11 protein-coding genes and 3 pseudogenes are annotated in these 24,447 nt (G+C 70.2%); 8 read left to right on the plus strand and 6 right to left on the minus strand.

From position 1 onward, the window contains the following. Positions 1-125: 125 nt before the first annotated feature. The gene (gene eccCa / locus ACFVYE_RS41090; protein WP_389608658.1) at positions 126-4,055 is read left to right on the plus strand and encodes a type VII secretion protein EccCa; all 3,930 of its coding nucleotides are present in this window, start codon (positions 126-128) and stop codon (positions 4,053-4,055) included. A 181-nt stretch (positions 4,056-4,236) separates the two neighbouring features. Next, entirely contained in the window at positions 4,237-5,256 is a 1,020-nt protein-coding gene (locus tag ACFVYE_RS41095) for an alpha/beta hydrolase (protein WP_389608654.1), read from the plus strand. Positions 5,257-5,346: 90 nt separating this feature from the next. On the opposite strand, the gene ACFVYE_RS41100 is transcribed toward ACFVYE_RS41095, so the two are convergent. Beyond that, positions 5,347-6,633, minus strand: coding sequence for a S8 family serine peptidase (locus ACFVYE_RS41100; RefSeq protein WP_389608655.1), 1,287 nt, complete (start codon positions 6,631-6,633; stop codon positions 5,347-5,349). Positions 6,634-6,818: 185 nt separating this feature from the next. Between ACFVYE_RS41100 and ACFVYE_RS41105 the strand changes: the two genes are divergently transcribed. The 6 genes and pseudogenes from ACFVYE_RS41105 (at position 6,819) to ACFVYE_RS41130 (ending at position 15,895) form a co-directional block, all read left to right on the plus strand. Further along, a complete protein-coding gene (locus tag ACFVYE_RS41105; RefSeq protein ID WP_389608659.1) occupies positions 6,819-10,118 on the plus strand; it encodes a right-handed parallel beta-helix repeat-containing protein in 3,300 nt (1,099 codons plus the stop codon). Positions 10,119-10,961: 843 nt separating this feature from the next. Beyond that, positions 10,962-12,053: a hypothetical protein gene (locus ACFVYE_RS41110; RefSeq protein ID WP_383966760.1), complete on the plus strand. Its 1,092-nt coding sequence runs from the start codon at positions 10,962-10,964 to the stop codon at positions 12,051-12,053. Between the two features lie 303 nt (positions 12,054-12,356). Further along, positions 12,357-12,500 (plus strand): annotated as a pseudogene (locus ACFVYE_RS41115) (IS5/IS1182 family transposase); the annotation flags it as partial. Between the two features lie 224 nt (positions 12,501-12,724). After that, positions 12,725-14,065: a PLP-dependent aminotransferase family protein gene (locus ACFVYE_RS41120; RefSeq protein WP_389608656.1), complete on the plus strand. Its 1,341-nt coding sequence runs from the start codon at positions 12,725-12,727 to the stop codon at positions 14,063-14,065. Positions 14,066-14,417: 352 nt separating this feature from the next. Next, positions 14,418-14,636: pseudogene (locus ACFVYE_RS41125) on the plus strand (type III polyketide synthase); the annotation flags it as partial. Between the two features lie 611 nt (positions 14,637-15,247). Further along, positions 15,248-15,895 (plus strand): histidine phosphatase family protein, encoded by a 648-nt coding sequence (locus ACFVYE_RS41130; protein ID WP_383966722.1) that lies wholly within the window; start codon positions 15,248-15,250, stop codon positions 15,893-15,895. Between the two features lie 93 nt (positions 15,896-15,988). On the opposite strand, the gene ACFVYE_RS41135 is transcribed toward ACFVYE_RS41130, so the two are convergent. From ACFVYE_RS41135 to ACFVYE_RS41155, 5 genes and pseudogenes are all read right to left on the minus strand, one after another. Continuing rightward, positions 15,989-17,230, minus strand: a complete 1,242-nt coding sequence (locus ACFVYE_RS41135) for a cysteate synthase (RefSeq protein WP_383966719.1) — start codon at positions 17,228-17,230, stop codon at positions 15,989-15,991. A gap of 181 nt (positions 17,231-17,411) precedes the next feature. Further along, complete coding sequence (locus ACFVYE_RS41140; RefSeq protein ID WP_383966716.1) at positions 17,412-18,560, minus strand: alpha-hydroxy acid oxidase; 1,149 nt, start codon at positions 18,558-18,560, stop codon at positions 17,412-17,414. Then, positions 18,557-19,678 (minus strand): 4-hydroxyphenylpyruvate dioxygenase, encoded by a 1,122-nt coding sequence (hppD, locus tag ACFVYE_RS41145; protein ID WP_383966713.1) that lies wholly within the window; start codon positions 19,676-19,678, stop codon positions 18,557-18,559. The genes ACFVYE_RS41140 and hppD overlap by 4 nt, the downstream gene beginning before the upstream one ends. Before the next feature lie 231 nt (positions 19,679-19,909). After that, positions 19,910-23,896, minus strand: a pseudogene (locus tag ACFVYE_RS41150) (amino acid adenylation domain-containing protein); the annotation flags it as partial. Positions 23,897-24,051: 155 nt separating this feature from the next. Then, the coding region (locus tag ACFVYE_RS41155; protein ID WP_389608657.1) for a phosphopantetheine-binding protein at positions 24,052-24,447 on the minus strand (396 nt) is incomplete at its 5' end.

The following is a 24,447-nucleotide window of genomic DNA, read 5'->3' on the forward strand; positions in this document are numbered from 1 at the left end:
TCGCCGACGTTTGACGTTCCGTCATCCCGAAGACACGTCACGGCAACCGCCGGCACCCCTCAGGAAGGCGATTCCCTTTGAGCGTGGTCCTCTTCAAGAGGCCTCCCCGGCGTCTTGGCCCCGAGATGCCCCATGGCGAACTGAGCCTCCAGGAGCCGCCCACGGTGCCGGAGACGCAGAGCGCGATGGGCAACATGATCACGTACATGCCGATGGCGCTCAGCTCGCTCGGCATGGTGCTCATCTTCCTGCGTCCCGGCAGTGGCGGCGGCCCCATGATGTACGTCGCCATCGGCCTGATGGCGCTGTCGGCCGTCGGCATGCTGGTGTCGCAGATCGTCCGGGCTTCCGGGGACCGCAAGCGGGCGCTGCTCGGTGAGCGGCGCGACTACATGCGGTACCTGTCGATCAGCCGCAGGCGCATACGCAAGGTGATCGTCCAGCAGCGGGAGGCGCAGGCATGGTCGCACCCGGACCCGGCATCTCTGTGGAGCCTGGTGCCGACGGCCAGGCTGTGGGAGCGGCGGGCGGCGCACGCGGACTTCGCCGAGGTGCGGATCGCGGTGGGCGAACAGCAGTTGGCGACGAAGCTGACACCGCTGAGCACCAAGCCGGTCGAGGATCTGGAGCCGCTGTCCGCGCACGCTCTGCGGCGCTTCATCAAGGCGTACGGCACGGTGCCCGACCAGCCGGTCGCCGTCTATCTGCGTACCTACGCACGCGTCCTGCTCCAGTCCGAGCAGGAGGAGGCCGCGCACGCGATGGTGCGGGCCCTGCTGGCCCAGCTGAGTGTGTTCCACGCGCCGCAGGACCTGCGGATCGTGGTGCTGGCGGACCATGACCGCCGGGACTCCTGGGAGTGGGTGAAGTGGCTGCCGCACGCCCAGCATCCGACGGACGTCGACGGCGGGGGCCCCGTGCGGCTGGTCACCGATTCCGTCCTGGGTCTCGAATCACTGCTCGGCGAGGAACTGACCGGCCGGCCCGCATTCGAGACGGACGCCGTCCCGAGCACCGAGGAGCCCTACTGCGTCGTGGTCCTGGACAGCACCCGGACGCCCGCCGACTCCCGGCTGGCCACCGACGGTTACCGCAACACGGTGACGCTGGACGTGTCCGGCTGCCTGCCCTGGCGTCAGTCCCGCCACACCCTGCGGCTGCGGATCGCCGGGCAGCAGCTCGAACTGGTCAGCACCGACCGGTCGGGGAAGGAGACCACGTCCGCGCTCGGCAGGCCCGATGTGCTGGGTCCCCGGCGGGCCAGGGCACTGGCCACGCAGTTGTCCCCCTATCGGATGGGCATCACCACGGACAACGGTGAGGCACTCACCTCGGACGTGCAGCTGACGACCCTGCTCGGCCTTCCCGACCTGCACACCGTCGATCTGGACGCCGTGCGCGACGACCGCAGCGAACGGGCCAGGCTGCGGGTGCCGCTGGGGCTCGCCGGTGACGGCACCCCGGTGGAACTGGACATCAAGGAGGCGGCGCAGGGCGGTATGGGCCCGCACGGCGTGCTGATCGGCGCGACGGGTTCCGGCAAGTCGGAGCTGCTGCGGACCCTGGTGCTGGCGCTGGCGCTCACCCACTCCTCGGAGAAGCTGAACTTCGTCCTGGTCGACTTCAAGGGCGGCGCCACGTTCCTCGGCCTGGACGGCCTGCCGCACACCTCGGCCGTCATCACCAACCTCGCCGACGAGTCCTCCCTGGTGGACCGCATGCAGGATGCCCTGCACGGTGAGCTGATGCGCCGCCAGGAGCTGCTGCGCAGCGCCGGGAACTACACGTCGGCGTTCGAGTACGAGACGGCGCGGGCGGCGGGGACCGGTCTGGAGCCGCTGCCGACGCTCTTCGTGGTGGTCGACGAGTTCAGCGAACTCCTCTCCGCACACCGAGACTTCATGGATCTGTTCGTGATGGTGGGACGGCTGGGCCGCAGTCTGGGTGTGCATCTGCTGCTTGCCTCGCAGCGGCTGGACGAAGGCCGGATGACCCAGCTGGAATCGCATCTTTCGTACCGGATCGCACTGCGGACGTTCTCTTCGATGGAGAGCCGTGGCGTCCTGGGGGTGCCGGACGCCTACCAGTTGCCCTCCGTACCCGGCAGCGCCATCCTGAAGAAGGACACCGGGACCCTGGTCCGGTTCAAGGCCGCGTACGTCTCCGGGCCCTATCAGGGGGCCCGCAGGGTCGGTGCGTCGGCCGTCGCCGGTCAGGTGGTCCCGTACCGCACGGAGTGGACCGCGCCCCGGCTCCCCGCGCCCGACCCGGACCCGCAGCCGGTGGCGGTGGAGGAGAGCGAGGAGTCCCTGCTCGCGCTGGCCGTGTCCCGGATGCGGGAGGGCGGCAGGCCCGCGCACCGGGTCTGGCTGCCGCCGCTGGACAGCCCGCTGTCGCTGGACGTCCTGCTGATGGGTGTGGAGCCGCACGCCGAGCGGGGTCTCACCACCATCGATCCCGAGCTGCACGGCCGGCTGACGGTGCCGGTGGGCATCATCGACCGGCCCTTCGACCAGAGCCGCGAGCCCCTGGTGGCCGAGCTGTCCGGCGCGGGCGGGCACGTCGGTATCGCGGGCGGTCCGCAGAGCGGCAAGTCCACCCTCGTACGCGACCTGATCATGTCGCTCGCCCTCACCCACACTCCGCGCGAAGTCCAGTTCTACTGCCTGGACTTCGGCGGGGGTTCGCTCGGTTCGCTCCGCGACCTGCCCCATGTGGGCGGTGTGACGGGCCGGCTGGACCTGGAGCGGGTGCAGCGCACACTGGCCGAGGTGCACGGGCTGGTGGCCCGGCGCGAGAAGCAGTTCGCCGAGCTGGGCATCGACTCCATGGCGATGCTGCGCGCCCGCCGGGCCGCCGGTGAGATGCCCGACGAGCCGTACGGCGATGTGTTCCTCGTCGTCGACGGCTGGGGCACGATCCGCCAGGACTTCATGGACATCATGGACACCTTCACGGCGCTGGCGGCGCGGGGCCTCAACTACGGTGTGCACCTCATCGTGGCGGCGGGCCGCTGGTCGGAAATCCCCACCGCGCTGCGGGACCAGCTCGGCACCCGCTTCGAGCTGCGGCTCGGCGACAGCATGGACTCCATGATCAATATGCGGGCCGCCGCGACCATCCCCAAGTCGCCCGGCCGCGGCATGACCGATTCCAAGCACCACTTCCTCACCGCTCTGCCCCGGCTGGACGGCGGCGACAGCGCCTCGGACCTCGGGGCGGGCGTCGCCGACGCCGTGGCCCAGGTGGCCGAGCACTGGCAGGGCCCGCCCGCACCCGCGGTCCGCACCCTGCCATCGGTCCTGGAACCCTCCGAGCTGCCCGACGCCGAGGTCGGCGCGGACGGCGATCTGCGCCTGCCGCTGGGCCTGGAGGGCAACCAGCTCGACGTCATGTGGCACGACTTCGCACAGACCGCGCACCTGGTGGTGGTGGGCGACGCGGAGACCGGCAAGACCAACCTGCTGCGCTCGGTCTGCCGGGCGGTCACCGACCGCTACACCCCCGCCGAGGCACGGGTGTTGCTGATCGACTACCGGCGCGGGCTGCTGGAGAGCGTCCCCGAGTCGCACCGGCTGGGCTACGCCGTCTCCGTCGACGTACTCAAGCAGGCGGTGGACGGCGTCGCACGGGCCATGAAGGAGCGCCTGCCCGGCGCGGACATCTCGCCCGCCCAGCTGAAGCGCCGGGACTGGTGGAGCGGCCCGCGGGTCTTCCTGGTCGTGGACGACTACGACATGGTGTCCGGCGGCAGCATGAGCAACCACTTCGGGCCGCTGCTCGACTACCTCGCCCAGGGGGCGGAGCTCGGTCTGCACCTGATCGTGGCGCGCAGCGCCAACGGCGCGGCGCGAGCGATGAACGACCCGCTGCTGCGCCGTCTGCTGGAGGTCAACACACCTGCCGCGCTGCTCTCCTGCCCGCCCTCGGAGGGATATCTGTTCAACGACACCAAGCCGAGGCAGTTGCCGCCCGGCCGGGCACAGCTGATCACGCGCAGGGGTGTGGTGCAGGTGCAGACCCCGCTGCTGCCGGACCCGGAGGGCGAAGCCTAGGCATGTACGCGAAGTCCCGTGCCGCTCACTTCATCCACCGGGCGTGCGACGGGACTTCGCGTGCACGGCCGGACGGGATTCGTCCGGCGCACTGCCCCCGGGTGCTGCCGGCGCGGTCGTGCTGGCAGGCTGTCCCGGTCGGGATGCCGCCGGGCATCCTCCGGTCCGGGGAGGTCCTGTCGTGGATACCGGTGGAAGGCCGTCGGAGCACCGCCCCGACTCACCGGCGCGGCACGCGCCTCCGTTCGACCCGGAGTTGCGTGCCGCGCTGGCGGCCATGGGAGCGGAGGCACATGAGCCGCTGACGCCGGAGGGTCTCGCGGCCAGGCAGGAGCGGGATGCCGCCGCCCGCCCCAGACCGGCCCTCGGTGAACTCCGGGCCGACGGCCGGTTCGAGGTGGAGGAGCTGCGGACGCCCGTGGACCGGGACGGGCGGGAGGTCGGGCTCGTCAGCGCACGGCCCGCCGGTGCCACCGGGCCCCTGCCGCTGCTGTACTACATGCACGGCGGCGGCATGATCATGGGCAACGCCTGGTCCGTACTTCCCCGGCTGCTCCGGGAATGGGCTCTGCCGCTGGGGCTCGCTGTCATCTCCGTCGAGTACCGGCTGGCGCCATGGGCGCCGTATCTCGGTCCTGTGGAGGACTGCTACGCCGGACTCGTCCGGGCGGCCGACGACGCGGCCGCACTGGGCCTCGACGCGGACCGCGTCATTCTCGGGGGCAAGAGCGCGGGCGGCGGTCTCGCCGCGGCACTCGCCCTGCTGACCCGTGACCGCGGCGGACCGGTCCCGATCGGTCAGCTGCTCCTGAGCCCGATGCTCGACGACCGCGGCACCACGTTCTCCAGCCACCAGATGGCCGGCCTCGACACCTGGGACCGGACCTCCAACGCGACCGCGTGGCAGGCGGTGCTCGGCGACCGGTACGGCGCTGCCGGCCTGTCGCCCTACGCCGCACCCGCCCGCGCGACGGATCTGTCCGGGCTGCCCCCGGCCTACATCGAGGCCGGGTCGGCCGAGACCTTCAGGGACGAGGCCGTGGCCTACGCCGACGCGATCTGGCGGGCCGGTGGCGAGGCCGAACTGCATGTGTGGCCCGGCGCCTTCCACGGGTTCGACACCCTGGCGCCGCAGGCGGTCCTCAGCCAGGACGCCCGCGATGCCCGTTCCCGGTGGCTGCGGCGGATCGTCGGACGTTGAGGCCGGCCGAGCGGGTCACCGGATGTCGAGACCGGCCGAAAGGATCGCCGGACGTCGAGGCCGCTGCCGCCCGGCGGTGATGGCCGGGGCTCAGTCCGCTTCCACGGCAGGACGGCCTGCCGCCCGGCCGGCCCGCCATCCCCGGCGGCGCCCTCTGGGCAGCACGAACGCCAGGAAGGCGACCAGCAGCGTCACCCCTGTCGCCCCGCCGGCCACGGCCAGCGCCCGGTTGCGCGCCTCCGGCGGGTCGAGCGGTGGGACGGCCGGTGCGGAGGCGTTCTCCGTTACGGCCGGGGACTGTGTGTGTTCCTCGGGGAGTACGGCGGAGAGCGCCCGCACCGGATCGACGATCCCCAGCCCGATGCCGGGGTCCGGCGTGTCACCCACGGCCCCGTAGGCGGTGGACTCCAGCCGGTGCGCGACCTGCTCGGCGGTCAGCCGGGGGTGGTAGGAGCGGACCAGAGCCGCCGTACCGGCCACGAAGGCGCCGGCCACCGCGTCGCCGCGGCCGGTGAACTGGCCGCGGCCACCCGGCCCCGGCCCCATCACCGAGACACCGGGGGCGCTCAGCCTGGGCTGCGTACGCCGCCCCTTCTCCGTGCCCGGTGCTTCCGGTTCGCCGCCCGGCCCCACCGAGGAAACGGCGAGCACCCCGGGCAGCGCCGCCGGGTAGGCGGGCCCGTTCACCGTCTGCGATGCCGCCGCGCCGCGCTCCCACTCCCGTGCCGAGGCGGGCGCCACCACCAGCGCACCGGCCTTCTGCGCGGCGAGGACGGCGTCCTTGAGCTGCTTCGGTGCGGAAGGGACGCTCAGCGCCACGTGGACGATCAGCGCCCCGGAGTCGGTGGCCGCCCTGATGCCCTTGGCCAGCGCCTCGGGTGTGGTCGCACCGTATTTGTCGGTGGCCCGCACCGCGATCACCTCGGCCTCCGGGGCGACGCCGGCCGCCTTGACACCCTGCTGCTGCCCGCCCGCCACGATCCCGGCGAGGAACGTGCCGTATCCGACGCAGTCGTCCCGCACGGTGCCGCCCGCCACCACATCCGGGCCGCCGGTGACCCGGCCGTCCAGCGCCGGAACCCGCCGCAGGTCCGCTCCGGTGCCGATGACGGCGACCTTGACCCCCGCGCCACGGCTGAGTTCCCAGGCCCTGTCGATCCCCAGGAAGCTCTGCGCCCAGGGGACTTGGGCAGATTTCTTGGCGGATCCCGGAGTACACGGGTGGCCGTCGGCGACAGTGGCGGGAATTCCCGGCAGCGAGGGGCTGTCGGCGTCCCCCGCCGCACCGGCCGGAGCCGCGGTGCCGGGTATCAGGAGCAGAGCGGCCAGTGCTGCCGGCCCGAGTGCGTGGGACACCGAGGACCTCGAAGATCGCATGCGCCGATGGTAACGACGCTCCCCGGACCCGTGCCCCGGCGGGCCCGGAACGCCGACCACCATGGCGGGCGACCTGCGGCAACAGGCATGATGGGCAAAGCAGTTTCCCACGCCCTACATGCCGCGTGTCTCCGCCCCGTACCCACGGCGCAGGGGTCCGGGAGGTCAGATAAGTGTCACGCCAGATGCTCACCGTCGCCGCCGACGGGACGGGCGACCACCGCACCGTCGGGGAGGCCGTCGCACGGGCCCGTGCCGGAGCGGTCGTCAGGATCGCTCCGGGGCGGTACGAGGAGAGCCTGACGGTCTCGGCCGCGATCACCCTGACCGCCGCCGAGGGCGAGGGGACGGTGGAGCTGGCGCCCCGGCGCGGTACGGCGCTGACACTCACCGGGGAGGCGGTGATGGTCAGGGATCTCGTGCTGCGCGGGCACGACGACGAACTGCCCGTGGTCGACGCGCCGCGCGGGCAGCTCGCGATGGACCGGTGCGACATCCACGGTTCGGCCTGGTCGGCGCTCTTCGCGCGGGACGGCGGGTCGCTGGCGCTGCGTCAGTGCCGGATCAGCAACCCGGTGGGCGCCGGTGTGGTGTCCACCTCCTCGGCCGAGAGTTTCCTCGAGAACTGCGTCGTCGAACACCTCGGTACGTCCGCCGTGGTGGCCGGTGAGCAGGGCAGGATCACCGCGCGCTTCAGCCGGCTCAGGGACACCAAGGGCAACGGTGTCCTCACCAACGGACAGGCGCACGTCCTCCTGGAGGAATGCGCGATATCGGCGACCGGCAAGCCGGGCGTCGCCGTCGAGGAGGAGAGTTCGGTCAGGATGGTGCGCGGCACGGTCCGCAAGGCCGTCGTCGGTGTTTTCGTGAACAGCGCCGGGCCGGTCGTCCTGGAGGACGTCGCCGTCAGCGACGTCACCGGGCACGGATTCGTCCTGGGCGGCGGCAGTTCACCGACGCTGGACCGGTGCAGTACCGAACGGACCGGCGGACACGGCCTGTTGGTGACCGAGCGCAGCCGTGGCACGTTCGAGGAGTGCGTGTTCGCCACCGCCGAGGAACCCGGCGTACGCGTCACCGGCTTCTCCTCACCGGTGCTGACGGACACCGTCGTCCATGACGCCAAGGGCACCGGCGTACTGCTCGACGAGGACTCGGCCGCCGAGTTCAACCGCCTTGAGGTACGGGACAGCGGCGGGTCCGGAATCGTGATCCGCGGCGGTGCCAACCCGCTGCTGCTGCGGGCCACGGTCACCGGCGCCGGCAGGCACGGCGTGGAGGTCGCCAAGGACGGCAGGGGGCGGCTGGAGGAGGGCGTCGTCGAGCGGTCGGGCGACTCGGCGGTCCATGTCTCGGGCCACGGCAATCTGTTCATCGGCAAGGGCCGGCTGCGTACCTCCGCCGGGGCCGGGATCCACATCGGGGCGCTCGGCACGCTCACGCTGCGGGACACCGGGGTCGAGGAGTCCGGCGGCGCGGGCGTCCACATCGCACCCGAGGGCGAACTGGCTGCCGTGCGTGCCGTGGTGACGGGGTCCGCCGAGTGCGGCGTACTGGTGTCCGCGGGCGCGCGGGCCTCCCTCAACGGCTGCGAGGTGACCGGTTCGGGCGCCGACGGCATACGGGTGGAGGGCACCGACGCCGTGTCGCTGACCGGCTGCACCGTCCGCGCCAACCGGGGCAGCGGAGTGCGCCAGACGGTGCCCGGCGACCGGCTCGCCGTCGAGGGGCTGGCCAGTGCGGAGAACGGTGCCCCGGACGCCTGGGGCACCGCGGAGGACGCGGAGGCGGCGGGCGACGGGCGGCTGCCGGGCGGAGCGGCCCCGGCGGCGGCCGAAACCCGTTCCGGTACGGGCCCGGTGGCCGAGCTGGAGTCGCTGATCGGCCTCGACGAGGTCAAACAGCAGGTGCTGACGCTGATCAACCTCAACCGGATGGCGCAGCGCAGGGCGAGCATCGGCATGCCCGCTCCGCCGATGAGCCGCCACCTGGTCTTCGCGGGCCCGCCCGGCACCGGCAAGACCACCGTCGCCCGGCTGTACGGCTCCATCCTCGCCTCGCTCGGCGTGCTGCGCTCCGGGCACCTGGTGGAGGTGTCGCGTGCGGACCTGGTGGCGCAGATCATCGGCGGGACGGCCATCAAGACCACCGAGACCTTCAACAAGGCGCTGGGCGGGGTGCTGTTCGTCGACGAGGCGTACACCCTGCTCTCCGACGGCGGCGGCAGTGGCGCCGACTTCGGGCGCGAGGCGATCGACACCCTGGTGAAGCTGATGGAGGACCACCGCGAGGACGTGGTGGTGGTGGCGGCCGGCTATCCGAAGGAGATGACGGACTTCCTTGCGTCCAACCCGGGTCTCGCCTCGCGTTTCACCCGCAGCGTCGAGTTCAGCGACTACACCTCGGACGAGTTGGTCACGATCGTGGAGCGGATGTGCACCGGCCACCACTACGAGCTGGATCCGGCGGCGCGGACCGCACTGCTCACCCGCTTCGAGCGGATTCCCCGTGACGCGGGCTTCGGCAACGGCCGTACCGCCCGCAAGGTCTTCGAGGAGATGGTGGACCGGCAGGCATCCCGGCTGGCCACCCTGCCGGAGGCCGGCGAGCGGGAGCTGGCCGTGCTGACCGCGGAGGATGTGGGCGTCCCTGCGGGCGGCGCGCCGGAGGGCGGGCAGGACGAGGATCCGCTGCTGCGGCTGGACGCCCTGGTGGGCCTCGCGGCCGTCAAGCGCGAGGTGGGCGACCTGGTCAATCTGCTCGCCACCGCGCGCCGGAGGAAGGAGGCCGGCCTGCCCGCACCCCGGATCAGCAACCATCTGGTCTTCGCCGGCCCGCCCGGCACCGGCAAGACAACCGTGGCGCGGCTCTACGGCGAACTGCTGGCCTCCCTGGGCGTACTGCCGCGCGGCCAGCTCGTCGAGGTCTCACGTGCGGACCTGGTGGGCCGCTATGTCGGACACACCGCGCAGCTGACCCGGGAGGTTTTCGAACGGGCTTTGGGAGGCGTCCTGTTCATCGACGAGGCGTACACCCTGACGCCCCGCTCGGGCGCCGGTTCCTCGGACTTCGGCCAGGAGGCGGTGGAGACACTGCTGAAGCTGATGGAGGACCACCGCGACGAGGTGGTGGTGATCGCGGCGGGGTACACCGCGGAGATGAACCGGTTCCTGAACTCCAATCCGGGCCTCGGCTCACGCTTCCCGCGGCGTATCGAGTTCCCCGACTACTCCTCGGACGAACTGGTCACGATCGTCCGCATGCACGCGGCCGACAACGGCTACGAGTGCGCGCCCGGCACGGCCAACGCGCTGCGGACCCACTTCGACGGCATCCCCAGGGGGGCGACGTTCGGCAACGCCCGGCTGGCCCGGCAGACGCTGGAGCAGATGATGACCCATCAGGCGGGACGGCTGAGCACCGTCGCGGTACCGAGCCTGGACGACCTGCGGCTGCTCCTCCCCGAGGACCTCTCCCCGCGCTGAGATCAAACGAGGCCCGGGGCCGCGGCGGATATGCGGAGCACTCCAGGATCACCGGCAGATCCTCCAGCCACTCCTGGAGGCGGTCCCGCCTGCGTGCGGCGAGCAGGCACCACGAAATTCTCGGGGATCCTGCCTGACCGGCTTTGGCCGACAGACCGCCTGACCAGCGCACAACACGCCTGACACCCCATCGGAACGAGCGTCATTTCAGCGTCAATCACTGGAGTGTTGAACACCGCAACCTGCCTCGTCCTGGACCGGCTCGCCGGACCCCGCCCGACCTGGCGGTACGCCAGCCTGATCGACAGGAACCGGATCGGCATGGCCGGTCACTCGGTCGGCGGTGCGAGCGCGGCGGCGGCCATGGCAGGCAACCGCCGCATCCGGGCGGGCGTCGACATCGACGGGGCCTTCCACGCTGCCGTGCCCGCTGACGGACTCGGCGGCAGGCCGTTCATGATGCTCGGCACAGACGACGAGACGCACCGTCCCGGCGGCGCGGACGCGATCTGGGGCAAAGCGTGGAACCGGTTGGACGGCTGGAAACGCCGGCTGACCGTCGCCGGTAAGAACCACTCCAGCTTCTGCGACATCCCCGTCTTCCCGGACGAACTCGGCCTGTCCGGCGCACAGTCGCCCCAGGCCCTCTCCGGCAGGCGCTCGATGGATCTCACCGCCCCGGCGGGCCGGCGGCTTGCTCATGCGATCATACGGGCGGCTCTCGATGGACCGGTGCACAGTCAACTGATCAGACGGTCGAGCGATCGAGCCATCGGGCATCGAGCAATCGAGAGAGAACGGGAGTGCGGTGTGAGCGGGGCTGGGGGGCAGGACGGGTCGTCCGTGTCCGAAGAGGAGTGGGAGCGGTTCCTCCGTGAATCGGTGACGGGTGCGGCCGAGGCCCCCGTGGAGCCGTCGGCGCGCGCCCGTGAGGTGGAGCGGCGGCTGCGGGAGCGCTCCGGGCAGCCGGAAGGCTGGCGTACGTACTCACCGGCCCGGCCCCGGCGCAGGACAGGCTGGTACGTGACCGGGCTGGTGGCGGTCGTGGCCCTTCTGGTCGTGGGGCTCTTCCCGCAGCAGGTCGTCGGCTGGTTCGGTGGCAACGACGGTGGGCAGGACGGGGCGCCGTTGGCCGCCGAGTCGGAAAGCCCCAGGGAGGCTCCCGGCGCCGAGCGGGATCTGCCGCCTACCCTCGCCGAACCCTTCCGGGGCTCGCCTGCCGCCCGCTGGGCCGACGGAGCGGCAGGGATCACGGTGCCACCGGCCAAGGCGACCGGCTGGATGGACGCCGCCCAGGTCGAGCGGGCACTGCGGCAGAGCCGGGACTTCCTGGTGGCCGCGGGGCTAAACTCACGCGTGCTGCGCGGCGAGCGGCCCACGAAGGCGATCGCGCTGCTGAACCCGCATCAGAAGGACGTCCAGGAGTATCTCCGTACCTCCTTGTCGTCGACGGCGCCCACTGACAAGACCGACCCGCTGCTGTTGTTCAGCCGCTTCCGGCCGGAGCAGTCCCGACTGGTCGGTGACGTGGTCAAGACGCGCGGCCGGCTCACCTACCGGGAAGGGAAACGGGGGGCGGTCGAGGTGACGGCGGACGTCACCTTCGTGTACCCGGTCACCCCGGCAGGCGACGGCGGGCGGGACGCCGAGGTCGTCCGTACGATCGTGCGGCGCGAGGTGGTGATGAGCTGGGACGACCCGGCCAAGGTCATCACCGAACCAGGCACGATGTCCCTCGTCTCGTACACGCTCGACATGACCAACGGCGGCTGCTCCGCCCCGACTGGCTACTTCGTGCCACCCTTCGGCACGGCCGACGAGCAGCCCGCCGACGAGGCCCACCAGGTCGATCCGTACGACCGCAGCAAGCCGATCGACACGAGCAACGGCACGACGGCCACGGGCAACAGCTGTGCGACCGCCACCCGTTCCTAAGCCTCGATCCACCGACATGCTCCGAAGATGATCTCTCGATTGTTTTGTGAGCTGGTTTCGGTCGGTGGTCGTGGATAGGCAGGTTGTTTCCGCCGGTCTGGCGGGGTGGTCAGGGGGCCAGGTTGGTGCGGGTGGGGCGTGGACGGTGTCGAATGAGGTGTGTCCCGGCATGTTGCCAGGGCCAGTTGTGGGGCAGGTGCAGGGTGATACGTCGTGCGGATCGGACGGGCTGCTGCTCGACGGGAGGCCCGCACGGAAAAGCACTCGCCTCGGTGAGAACCTCGCTGCGCGGCCCACCCATCCGGATGGATCATGATGCACCGCCGCCCGGCCCGCGACTACGAGACCGTCAACGCCAGCCCTGAAGCCATGATCCACATCATCTCGATCGGCAACCTCGCCAAGCGCGCAACGGACGAGACCACACCCACCCGGCGAGGAACTTACCGGGAAAAAAATGACAATTCACCTGCATCAAGCAACCTCTCACGCAGTCTCCTGGTGACCACGCAACCCCACAGCATGTCGTGATCGGTGCGGCAACCACCCAGAACAAGATCAGAAATCTCTGGGCTGCCGAGTTACATGCTGGTAGCCTTCCCAAAAAATCTTGTTCCTACGAGATCACAATCGGGCGGCCGATCTGATGGCCGCCTGGCGGAGGTACCTGCGTGGCAGCCGATCATCTGTTAAAGGAGGAGCTGCACGCCAGCATCTCCGATCCGGCGCTCGACACGATGAACTTCCTGAACGGGATCACGCACCGCTATCCGGAGGCGATCTCATTCGCTCCGGGCCGCCCGTACGACGGATTCTTCGACGTAGAAGAGATATTCGGGCACATCCGCCGCTATCTGGACCACCTTGCCGAGAACGGTCACTCCCCGGGCGAGATACGTGACGCAGTCTTCCAGTACGGTCCCACGCACGGCCAGATCAGGGAGCTGATCGCCGACTCGCTCCTCAAGGACGAGAACATCGACGTGCCGCCCGAGGCCATCGTCGTCACGGTCGGCTGTCAGGAGGCCATGCTCCTGACGTTGCGGGCCCTCTTCGCGAGCCGCGACGACGTACTTCTGGTGGCGAGCCCCTGTTACGTGGGGATCACCGGAGCCGCACGCCTCCTCGACATCGAGCTCACCCCCGTCGAAGAGCGGGCCGACGGCCTGCGGTGCGCCGATGTGGAGGCCGCGATCCGGGCCGAGCGGGCCCGCGGGCGCCGCCCGCGGGCGCTCTACGTGGTCCCCGACCATTCGAATCCGTCCGGCGTCACGCTCTCGCTGGAAGCGCGCGGAGAGCTCCTCGAGCTCGCCGCCCGCGAGGACGTCCTCCTACTGGAGGACAGCCCGTACCGGATGGTCAGCCCCGGCCGCCAGGTGCCCACGCTCAAGTCCCTCGACCGCGACCGCCGCGTCGTCCACCTCGGCTCGTACTCCAAGACGCTGTTCCCCGGCGCACGGGTGGGGTTCGCCGTCGCGGACCAGGTCGTCGTCGACCGGGACGGCTCCACGGGGCTGCTGGTGGACGAGATCACCAAGATCAAGAGCATGGTGACGGTGAACACGTCCGCGCTCGGCCAGGCCGCCGTGGGCGGGATGCTGCTGGCAGCCGACGGCCGCACCGCGGACATCAACGTCGAGACGTCCCGCTACTACGGCGATGCGATGCAGGCCATTCTGCGGGAACTCGACGAGACCTTCCCCGAGGACGAGCGAACCGCGCTCGGCGTCCGCTGGAACCGGCCCACCGGTGGATTCTTCCTCACCATGGACGTGCCGTTCCGAGTGGACAACTCCGCCCTGGAACGTTCGGCGGAGGACTACGGCGTCATCTGGACGCCCATGTCCTACTTCTATCCCCAGGGCGGCGGAGCCAACTGCATCCGACTGTCCATCAGCTACCTGTCCCAGTCGGAGATCACGGACGGCGTCAAGCGCCTGGCACGGTTCATCAGGGATGAGACCGCTGCCCGGGTCCCGTCACAACCCACAAGGAAACCGACAAGTTGCTGACCGTGCACACGCTGGTTCGCAGCAAGCCGCGAATGTGGGGGTGGACCTTCCGATGACCATATCGGTGAACCCCCCGTACACCGGATTCCCCGAACCATCCAAGGCACCACCCGTCCGTACACTGACCGCACCCCGTATCGCGGGCGTCGCGACAGCAGTGACCGAAACCTCTTACACCCAGTACGAGTTACTCGACATATTCGAGATATCGGATTCCAAGGTCCGGTCCGTCTTCCTCAACAGCTCCATCGAGAGGCGCTTCCTCTCCCTGCCTCCGCGCGACGCGAACGGCACCTGCCGCCCCGAGGCGCAGGGCGCGCTGCTGGACAAGCACAAGAGACTCGCCCTCGACATGGGGGCTCGAGCCATCCAGAAGTGCCTGGCCGACACCGGCATAGACCCGCACGAGGTCGACTACCTCTGCGTGACGACCACCACGGGCTTCCTCACTCCCGGCCTGAGCGCCCTGTTGATCCACTCCATGGGGCTCCGCCCGCAGACGAGCCGCGTGGACGTCGTGGGCATGGGCTGCAACACCGGGCTCAACGCCCGCCAGGCGTCGGCCGGCTGGGCCACCGCGCATCCTGGTCGGGTGGCCGTCATGCTGTGCGTGGAAGCCTGTACGACGCGGACGTGCTCGACAAGGTCGGCCGCTTCTCGGCGGCCTCGGCCGGGAAGGCGGGACCGGGCCGGTGACCGGCGGCGAGCAGAGCGGGGTCCGGTACGAGAAGAAGGGACACGTCGCGTACGTGACCCTGGACCGGCCCGCCGTGCTCAACGCGATGAACCGGCGCATACACGAGACGCTGGCCGAGGTCTGGGACGACATCGAGGCCGACGACGACGTCCCTGACGAGGATCTCGACGACGCGGTCGGCGCGTGGACGGAGGCCCTGCTGCGCAGCGCCCCCTTGGCGGTGCGCGCCATCAAGGAGGCCGTGATGCGTTCCGTGGACTTGCCGCTCGAGCAGGCGTTCACCGAGGCCTTCCCGTGGGAGCAGCGCCGCAGGCACAGTGCGGATGCCGCGAGGGCCCGCGGGCCTTCGCGGAGAAACGCCCGCCCGTGTGGCGAGGGCGCTGAAGCGTCCCCGAAGGCGCGGACGGGTCCCCGGGGCGGGGATCCGTCCCCGCCGTCCGTTGTCGGACCGAACACCGCACCGCGAGAAGGGATTTCATCGGGACATGGTTGCCACAAGCTCAAGAGGCCGCAGGATCGTGCTGTGGCGTCACGGTCAGACGGCCTGGAACCGGGAACAGCGCTTCCAGGGAACCACCGACATCGAACTGAACCCCGAGGGCGTGCAGGAGGCGCGGCGCGCGGCAAGGGTGTTGGCTGCCCTGGCCCCGGACGCCGTCATCACCTCCCGTCTGAAGCGTGCTGCCGCCACCGCACGGGAGCTGTCCGCGCTGACGCTCCTCCCGGCCACCCCCGAGGAGGGGTTGCGCGAGGCGTACACCGGCCGGTGGCAGGGACTCACCCACGACGAAATCGTGGCCGGGTACGGCGAGGAGTACGAGGCATGGAAGCGGGGTGAGCCCCTACGGCGCGGGGGCGGCGAGCTGGACACCGAGGTGGCCGAGCGGGCGGTCGCCGTCGTGGAGCGCCATGCCGAGCGACTTCCGGACGGGGGGACGCTGGTCGTGGTGAGCCACGGCGGGACCATCCGCGCGACCGCCGGCCGCATCCTGGGGATGGATCCGGGACGCTGGATGTCGCTGGCCGGCCTGTCCAACTGCCGTTGGCACATACTGAGCGAGGAGCCGTCGGGGTGGCGGCTCTCGGTACGCAACGCGGGGGCACCGCAGGAGGAGGAGTTCGGCGAGGGGTGACGGTGCCGCCGTAACGTCTCCCCGCTGCGCGACCTGTGTGCCTGCGTGCGGTGCGTGCCTGCGTACGTGAATGAGTGCGTGAGAGCGTGCGGTCTAGCGGATCCGGTCCGGGAACAGTCCGGCGATCCGCGGCACGAGGCCTTCCACCGCCTCGTCCTGGAGGTCGACGACCAGGGCCGGTTCCGCGTCGTAGAGGGAATGGTCCTGTGCCAGCCGGGCCCGGCCGCCGCCCGTGACATTCAGGAGGACGCAGGCCTCCTCGGGGATCCGCCCGTCGAGGACGGCCTTGCGGAGCCCGGCGAGCGCCACGGCGGAGGCCGGCTCGATGTCGACGGACTCGGCCTTGCCGAAAACCTCCCTCTCGTACTCCGCCGCCTTGCGCTCGACGGTCAGCACGTCGCCCGCGCTTTCGGTGAGCACGTCGTAGACGCCGGAACGGACGGCGTAGGGAGGGAAGCGGTTGGTCAGCTCGTCGGCGAAGACGGTTCTCGTCGCGGCCCGCGCGTCATCGGCGCTGCAGGTGCTGAGGTGGCGCGTCCCCGACTTCCAGGAGTCGGCGAGCGGCGCGAACGACGCGTTCTGGCAGAGCAGGAGCCGCGGCAGGTCACTGCCGTAGCGGCCCGTGGCCAGAAGCCGGGCCGCCGCCTCGTGGACCGCGATGGCGCCGGCTCCGCTGCCGACGGCCTGGACGTAGTGGTCGGGCATCCTGCCGATGGCTTCCACGCCCGCGTACAGGACCGTGGCCAGTCCGTCGCGCCGGCCGATGTTGCGTACGCCGCCCTCGGCCTGGAAGCCGGGGAGCGCGGCCACCGACTCGGCGAGGGCGATGGCGTCGGAGTAGTCGGCGCCGTCCAGCACGACGAGCTTCACCGCCGGGTCCAGTGGCGTACGGAACCTCATCCTGGCCAGTCCGCGCCTGGGCACGACAAGGAGGCACGGCCGGCGGTACCGCGAGCAGACCGCGGCGAACGCCGCGGCGGTGTTGCCCGCAGAGGCCACCACCAGCACCGGCGGGTCGCTCGGCAGGCGCCCCAGGACCGCGTACGCCTCCAGTTCCTTGAAGGTCGCGGTTTCGAGGTAGGCACCGCGCTCGGGCCAGTAGCCGTTGAAGGCGATCCAGAGGTTCGGCAGGCCGAGCTGGGCGGAGAGTTCCTCGCTCTGGAACACGACCGTGCGGGCCCGTGTCGGGAACGTCCGGGTGACCGGAAGCCAGTCCCGGTAGCGGAAGAGACCCTCGCAATCGGTCTTCGGCGCGAACTCCTTCACCAAGTAGTCGGACCGGAGCAGCGCCGGCCCGTGATCACGACTGCACGACAGTGCCAGTCCGTCATCCATACTGCGCCGTCCGCATATCGGACAGAACACCGCGTAGTGGCGGCTCACCCTTTGCTCCATTTCCGCATTCCTTTCTCAGGGCCCGCACTGACATGTCATCCGGAGACGTGTGGATCCGCCCGGGGTCCGCCCCCGGCCGCCGCGGGGCGCGGTGGCGCGGAGGACGCCTGGCGGCCGGGGGTCAGCCGACCCCCCTGAAGGTGCGGATCTTCCTGGCGGCCGCCACTCCGTCGCAGCCCGCGAGGCCGAAGGCGTCGCGGAGTTCCTCCGCCAGGAGGTGCAAGAGGCGCCCGACGCCCCGCTCCCCTGCCGCGGCGAGCCCCCACAGCACCGGCCGCCCCACGAGTACGGCGTCGGCTCCCAGCGCGAGGGCGCGCAGTATGTCGGTCCCGCTCCGGATCCCGCTGTCGAGCAGAACCCGGCAGTCGCCCCCCACCTCCTCGGCGACCGCCTCGAGGGAGTCGATGGCGGCGACGGCGCCGTCCAGCTGACGGCCGCCGTGGTTGGACACCACGACGCCGTCCACCCCGGTGTCGGCGGCGCGCCGCGCGTCCTGTGGGTCGAGTACGCCCTTCAGGATGAGCGGCAGCCGGGTGAGCCGCCGCAGTTCCTCCACGTCGGACCAGGTCAGCGAGGGCGTGAAGGCGGCCTGGGTGTGGGCTGCGACCGCGGATCCGGACGCCCGCGCCCGGTGGGCCTCGGAGGCCGATCCCCATGCCAGGTTGGCAGCTTCGACCCCGGGGGGCAGGACAAACCGGTTCCGGACGTCCCGCAGCCGGCGCCCCATCCACGGCACGTCGACGGTGAGCACCAGCGCCGCGCATTCGGCGGCCTCCGCCCTCTCGACCAGCTCGAAGGTCGCCTTCCGGTCGCGCAGCCAGTACAGCTGGAACCAGACGGTGCCGCCGATCCCGGCGATGTCCTCGATCGGGCAGCTGCTCAGAGTGCTCGCGGTGAAGGGAATTCCCGCCGCCTTGGCCGCTCGCGCGCCGGCCAGCTCGCCCTCGGGGTGGATCAGGCCGTGGTAGGCGATGGGGGCGGTGGCCACCGGCATGGCCTGCTCCACTCCGAACAGCGTGGTCTCCAGGGCGCAGTGCGCCACGTCCCGCAGGATGCGCGGGACGAGGGCGATCCGCCTCAGTGCCGCGCGGTTGGCGGCCAGCGTCACCTCGGCGCCGCTGCCGCCGGCGAGAAAGTCCCACACGTCGGCGGCCAGGGCCTGCCGTGCCGCCCGCTCCAGGTCCTCCGTGCAGTGCACGTCCCGCTCGACGTCCCACGGTGCATCGGCCGATGCCCGCAAGCCGGCTGCGTCCTGCCCGGTGCGGTTCACAGCGGCTGACCCTGTTTCGCGATGCGCTCCATCTCCACTGCCTCGTAGAGGGCCTTGATGTTGGAGCTTCCGAAGGTCTCCGCCCCGCACCGCTCGATCACCTCGAAGAAGAGGGTGCGCCGCGGATGGGTGGAGCGCGCGAATATCTGGAACAGCTGTCCGGCATGGTCCTCGTCGACGAGGACGTTCAGCGCGTGCAGGCTCTCCAGGGAGTGCTTGCTCAGGGTGATGCGCTGCTTCAGCAGGGTGTAGTACGCGTCCGGGGTGGTCAGGAACTCCACTCCGCGGCCGACGAGCGCACCGACGGATCGGACCACGTCGTCCGCGGCGAAGGCCACGTGCTGCACACCGGATCCGACGTGGTTCTTGAGGAACTCGTCGATCTGACCGGGGTCCGCCGCGGGGTCGGGCTGGAGGATCGTGAAGGTCACCTCACCCGACCGGCTCTGGACCACCTTGGACAGCATCGCCTGGGTTCCCACAACGATCCGCTCCGCGAAGATCTCGCTGAACCCGAACGACTTCCGGTACAGCTCCACCATCGGGTCCAGCTCGCCGACGTTCACGCACACGGCGAAGTGGTCGATCTCCAGGAGACGGAGCCCGTCCGCGGCAACCGCTTCCGCCTCCGTGGGCCGGCCGGCGCCGGGAATCGGCCGGAACCCGGCGGGCAGCCCGGCGCCCTTGCCCGTACGCCGCTGCACCAGGGTGTGCACCACATCGCCGAATCCGGAGACCGTCGCGCTGACCGCGACGTCGTCCCCCGCGTGCTCCACGGGTTCCGCGAGGGCCCGTGCGCCGTTCTCCACGGCCTGGCCGAACGCCGTACGCACATCCCCCGTGCGCAGAGCGATGTTCGCGATGCCGTCACCGTGGGCGAGCACGTAGTCGGAGGCTGGATGCTGCTCGGCCGTCGCCTCCGTCAGTACGAGCCTCATCGCACCCTGGCTCATCACCGCGGCCCGGAACCCCTGCTCCGGGGATCCACCCGCCGCGACCTGCACGAAGCCGTAGGAGTCACGCCACAGAGCGATCTGCGCCTCTAGGTCGCGGACGTACATCTCCACGTAGTCCAGCTCGAAGTCGTCGACAACCGTGTTCACCTGGGAAGACGTCACAGAAACTCCAGTTCTCTTGCGTGGTGAGAAAGCATTGAAAAGAAGAAGAAAGGACAAAAGCACTCTCGATTTCAGGTCGCCCCCCGCACGGGCACAGTCACAGGCAAGGGCGCGGGCACAGGCGGGGTCAGGGGGTGGCGCCGGGGCACCTGATGCGGCCCACGGGGGCCGTACGAGGGACAGGGCGGCGTCACGTGACGGACGCGCGCCCGCCCTGTCCCTTGCGGCTGATCAGGCATCGGGGTCTCTTCCGGGCTGCAGCCGGTCCCGGAGTACACGGCCGATGTGCGCAAGCGGCTCGGGCTGCATCATGGCGACGTGATCACATTCAATCACGTGTTCGTCAACTCCGTTTGAAACATGGGGAGTCCATGCCTCGCTACCGGACATCGGCATCGGATTGTCGACACCTGCACGGAAGAAGAGGAGGCCCCCGTCCACTGCACCCGGGGTCAGCGAACGGGCGAGCTTGCGGTTGTTCTCGATCACGGCGATCAGGCCCGCGGCCTTGTCCGCATCGACGTCGAGGCTCCGGGCCACTTCACCGATCTGGTCCGCGGCGTAGGCCTCCAACAGGCTGGAGAACCCTTCGGCGTCATCGCCTCCGGCAGCTTCGTCGGGAAGGGTCAGGCCGGCGGCCTCGGCGAGGGCCCGGATGAGGCCCTGCCGGTCGTCGTCCATGTCGGGTACCTGCGACGTCGGGTAGGCATCGACGACCGCGAGGAGGCTGACCTCCTGCTGCTGCCTCTGGAGCTCTTCGGCCACCGCGTGCGCGACGAGCCCGCCGAAGGACCATCCCAGGAGGCGGTACGGCCCCACGGGCTGCACGGAGCGGATGAGCTGCGCGTACTCGACGGCCATCTCCTCGACGGTGGCAGCGGGCTCTCCTCCGCCCACTCCCCTGGACTGGAGACCGTAGATCGGCACATCGGCCGGCAACTCCCTGATCAGGCCCGAATAGCACCAGCTCAGACCCGCCACGGGGTGCACGCAGAAGAGCGGGTTGCCCGTGCCCTGGCGACGCAGGGGGAACAGGGCGTCGAAGGGATCCGTGACGTCGACTTCGTCGAGTCGGTCGGCGAGCCCGGCGACGGTCGGTGCCTCGAACACGGACCGGATGCTCACCTCCGATCCGATCACCGACCTGATCCGGCTGACCAGACGGGTCGCGAGCAGCGAGTGACCGCCCAGCTCGAAGAAGCTGTCGTCGATGGAAACGGCGCTGACGCCGAGGACCTCGGCGAACAGGCCGCAGAGCACCTCCTCCCGGGGCGTCCGGGGAGCCCGTCCGGACGCGTTCGATGTGTACTCGGGGGCCGGCAGGGCGCGCCGGTCCAGCTTGCCGTTCGGCGTCAACGGCAGCGAGTCGAGCATGACGAACGCCGAGGGCACCATGTACTCAGGCAACCGGTCCCCTACGAATCCGCGCAGTACGGCCGTGTCGACAGCGCCACCGTCGGATGCCGCCACGAGGTAGGCCACCAGGCGCTTGTCGCCCGGCTGGTCCTCCCGTACGACGACCGCCGTCTGGGCCACCTGCCCGTGCCCTGCCAGGACTGCTTCGATCTCGCCGGGCTCGATACGGAAGCCGCGTACCTTCACCTGGGCGTCCGCCCGGCCCACGAACTCCAGGACTCCGTCCGTGTTCCAGCGCACCACGTCCCCGGTCCGGTACATCCGCGAACCAGACACGTGCGCGAACGGGTCCGCGACGAACCGCTCAGCGGTCAGACCGGCACGGCCCAGATAGCCACGCGCCAACTGCGCACCGGCGACGTACAGTTCACCGGCCACGCCCACCGGCACCGGCGACAAACCCGCATCCAGCACATACACCCGCGTGTTCCACATCGGACGGCCGATCGGAACCGCCCCGGCAGACAGCACCGCGTCCTCGGGCACCGGATAGTCGGTGCAGCCGACCGTTGCCTCGGTCGGACCGTAATGCGCCACCACCGACACCCGCGGATGCGCCTCACGCCAGCGAGCCACCACATGACCGGGAATCTCCTCCCCGCCCAGCATCAACTGGCCACCCGGCACGAAACCACGCCCCGCACCTTCCAACACCGGCAGATGACTCGGCGTCACCTTCAGGAACGACACCGGCAACCCGGCACCAACCCCTTCCTCGGCCTCCGCCGAGGACAACGCCGCCACCACCACACAACCACCCGCAACCAACGCCCCGTACAACACGGTCACACCCGCATCGAACGACACCGACGCATGCAACACCGTCGAACCCGCAAGATCCGGATACACCAGCGGACACCGCACCACATAATTCACAAGCGCCGCATGCTCGATCACCACACCCTTCGGCCGCCCCGTCGACCCCGACGTATAAATCACATACGCCGGATGCACAGGAACCACCGAAGACAAACGGTCCGCATCGAGAAGGTCAGACGTGCTCAGCGCCACAACCGCTTCCCGCACCGAGGGCTCGTCCAAGAGCACACCGCGGTCGCTGAACACACCGTCCTGAGGCAGCACCGACAACGTGACCGAATCGGTGACCACGAGGACCGGGTCGGCGTCGGCCAGCATGTACGCGATCCGGTCCGCCGGATACTCCGGGTCCACCGGCACATACCCCGCACCACTCTTCAGCACCGCAAGCAACGCCACGACCAGGTCGACCGAGCGCGGCAGCGCAACCGCCACCAGCCGCTCCGGACCCGCACCACACGCCACCAGATACCGGGCCAGACGATTCGCCCGACTGTTCAGTTCGGCGTAGCTGAGCTCCACCCCGCCACTCACCACAGCCGGCGCACCCGGAGTCCGCACCACCTGTGCCTCGAACAGCTCCGGCAGCGTCACATCCGGAACCTCCCGACCCGTGTCGTTCCAATCCACCAGCACCCGCCGACGTTCCTCGGCACCCAGAACACTGAGCTCGCGGACGGCCCGATCGGGCACAGCAACAACTGCTTCGAGCACGCGTGCCAAGCGGTCCGCAAGGCTCTGCGCGGTCTGTGCCGTGAACAGATCGGTCCGGTAGTCGAGCCGCCCGCGCAATCCTGCGGGTGTGCCGTCCTCCGCGTGCATTTCGCCGAGGTTGAACGACAGGTCGAACCTGGCCGCCGCATCACCGACAGGCTCGGCCTGGGCGTGGATGCCGGGGAGGTCGAGGTCGGGTTGCGCGTTGTTGTGGAAGGTGAGCATGACCTGGAAGAGGGGGTGGCGGGCCATGGAACGGGCCGGGTTGAGGATCTCCACCAGTCGCTCGAACGGCACGTCCTGGTGCGCGAAGGCGGCCAGGTCGGTCTCCCGGGCCCGCTCGACGATCTGGCGGAACGTGGGATCGCCCGACACGTCGGTCCGCAGGACCAGCGTGTTCACGAAGAACCCGACGAGCTCGTCCAGGGCGTCGTCGGTGCGTCCCGCGATCGGGGTCCCGATCGGGATGTCCTCGCCGGCGCCCATCTTCGACAGCAGCACCGCCAGCGCGGCCTGCACCGTCATGAATACACTCGCACCGCAGGCGCGGGACAGCTCCACGAGACGGGCATGCACCTCAACCGGAACATGCACGTCCACGGATGCACCCTCGTGGGAGGCGACCGCCGGACGCGGGAAGTCGACCGGCAACTCCAGCTGCTCCGGAATCCCGGACAGAGCCTCGCGCCAGTAGGCGACCTGCGCCGCGATCACGCTTTCCGGGTCGTCCTCGTCACCGAGGACCTCGCGCTGCCACAGCGTGTAGTCCGCGTACTGCACCGGCAGCGCATCCCACGCCGGCACGGCACCCTGGCAACGGGCCGCGTACGCCACCGACAGATCCTTCGCCAAAGGCGCCATCGACCAGCCATCAGCCGCAATGTGATGGACCACCATCACCAGAACCCACTCATCGACCGAGTCCACGTCGAGCAGCGTCACCCGCCACGGCAGATCACGCTCGAGATCGAATCCCGTGCCTGTCACATCGGCCACTTCCGAGGCAACGTCCTCGGCAGCCACGGACTTCACGGCGACCTCGGGTACGCCCGCGGCGCCCCGCAGGATCTCCTGCCGCGGTTCACCGTCCACCTGCGGGAACACCGTCCGCAGGGTCTCATGCCGGCGAGCCACATCCGCCAACGCCGCCCGCAGCGCATCCACGTCCAGCACCCCGCTCAGGCGCAGAGCAAGCGGGATGTTGTACGTCGCGGACGCGCCTTCCAACTGACCGAGGAACCACAGACGGCGCTGCGCGAACGACACCGGAATCACAGGAACAACCTTTCGCTTGCTCCCTCACACAGAGGGATCACCGCCAACCAAGGCAGCGGGTTACATGAAGAACGTGCGAGCGGGCCGGGCGGGCCGGAGGATTGCTCCTCAGGCTCCGCCGCTCTTGCCGATCGGGTGGAAAGGCGACGTCAATCGCCGTCTTCCTGGAGGGGGCGCATACGTCGCAGCTTGGGTCGCGTCTTCGCCGTGACAGCTGAAGCGAGTTCTGTCGCCAGCAGAGCCACCGTGGGTGCCTCGAACAGCGACCGAACCGTGACTTCCACGCCCAGCGCCAGCCGGATCCGGCGTACGAGCCGAGTGGCCAGGAGCGAGTGTCCGCCGAGGTCGAAGAAGCTGTCGTCGATGGAGACCGACTCCGCGCCGAGGACCTCGGCGAACAGGCCGCACAGGATCTCCTCCCGCGGTGTGCGGGGCGCCCGCCCGGAAGCGTCCGACGCGTACGTGGGGGCCGGCAGGGCCCGCCGGTCCAGCTTCCCGTTCGGCGTCAACGGCAGAGCGTCCAGCACCACGAATGCCGAGGGCAC

Origin of the sequence: Streptomyces sp. NPDC058239 (assembly GCF_042882185.1) — a bacterium.
GTDB lineage: Bacteria > Actinomycetota > Actinomycetes > Streptomycetales > Streptomycetaceae > Streptomyces.

Coding starts and splice junctions, on each gene's coding strand:
- ACFVYE_RS41105 (WP_389608659.1), top strand. CDS start 6,819: ATGCTCACCGTCGCCGCCGACGGGACGGGCGACCACCGCACCGTCGGG.
- ACFVYE_RS41130 (WP_383966722.1), top strand. CDS start 15,248: ATGGTTGCCACAAGCTCAAGAGGCCGCAGGATCGTGCTGTGGCGTCAC.
- ACFVYE_RS41100 (WP_389608655.1), bottom strand. CDS start 6,633: ATGCGATCTTCGAGGTCCTCGGTGTCCCACGCACTCGGGCCGGCAGCA.
- eccCa (WP_389608658.1), top strand. CDS start 126: ATGCCCCATGGCGAACTGAGCCTCCAGGAGCCGCCCACGGTGCCGGAG.
- ACFVYE_RS41135 (WP_383966719.1), bottom strand. CDS start 17,230: ATGGATGACGGACTGGCACTGTCGTGCAGTCGTGATCACGGGCCGGCG.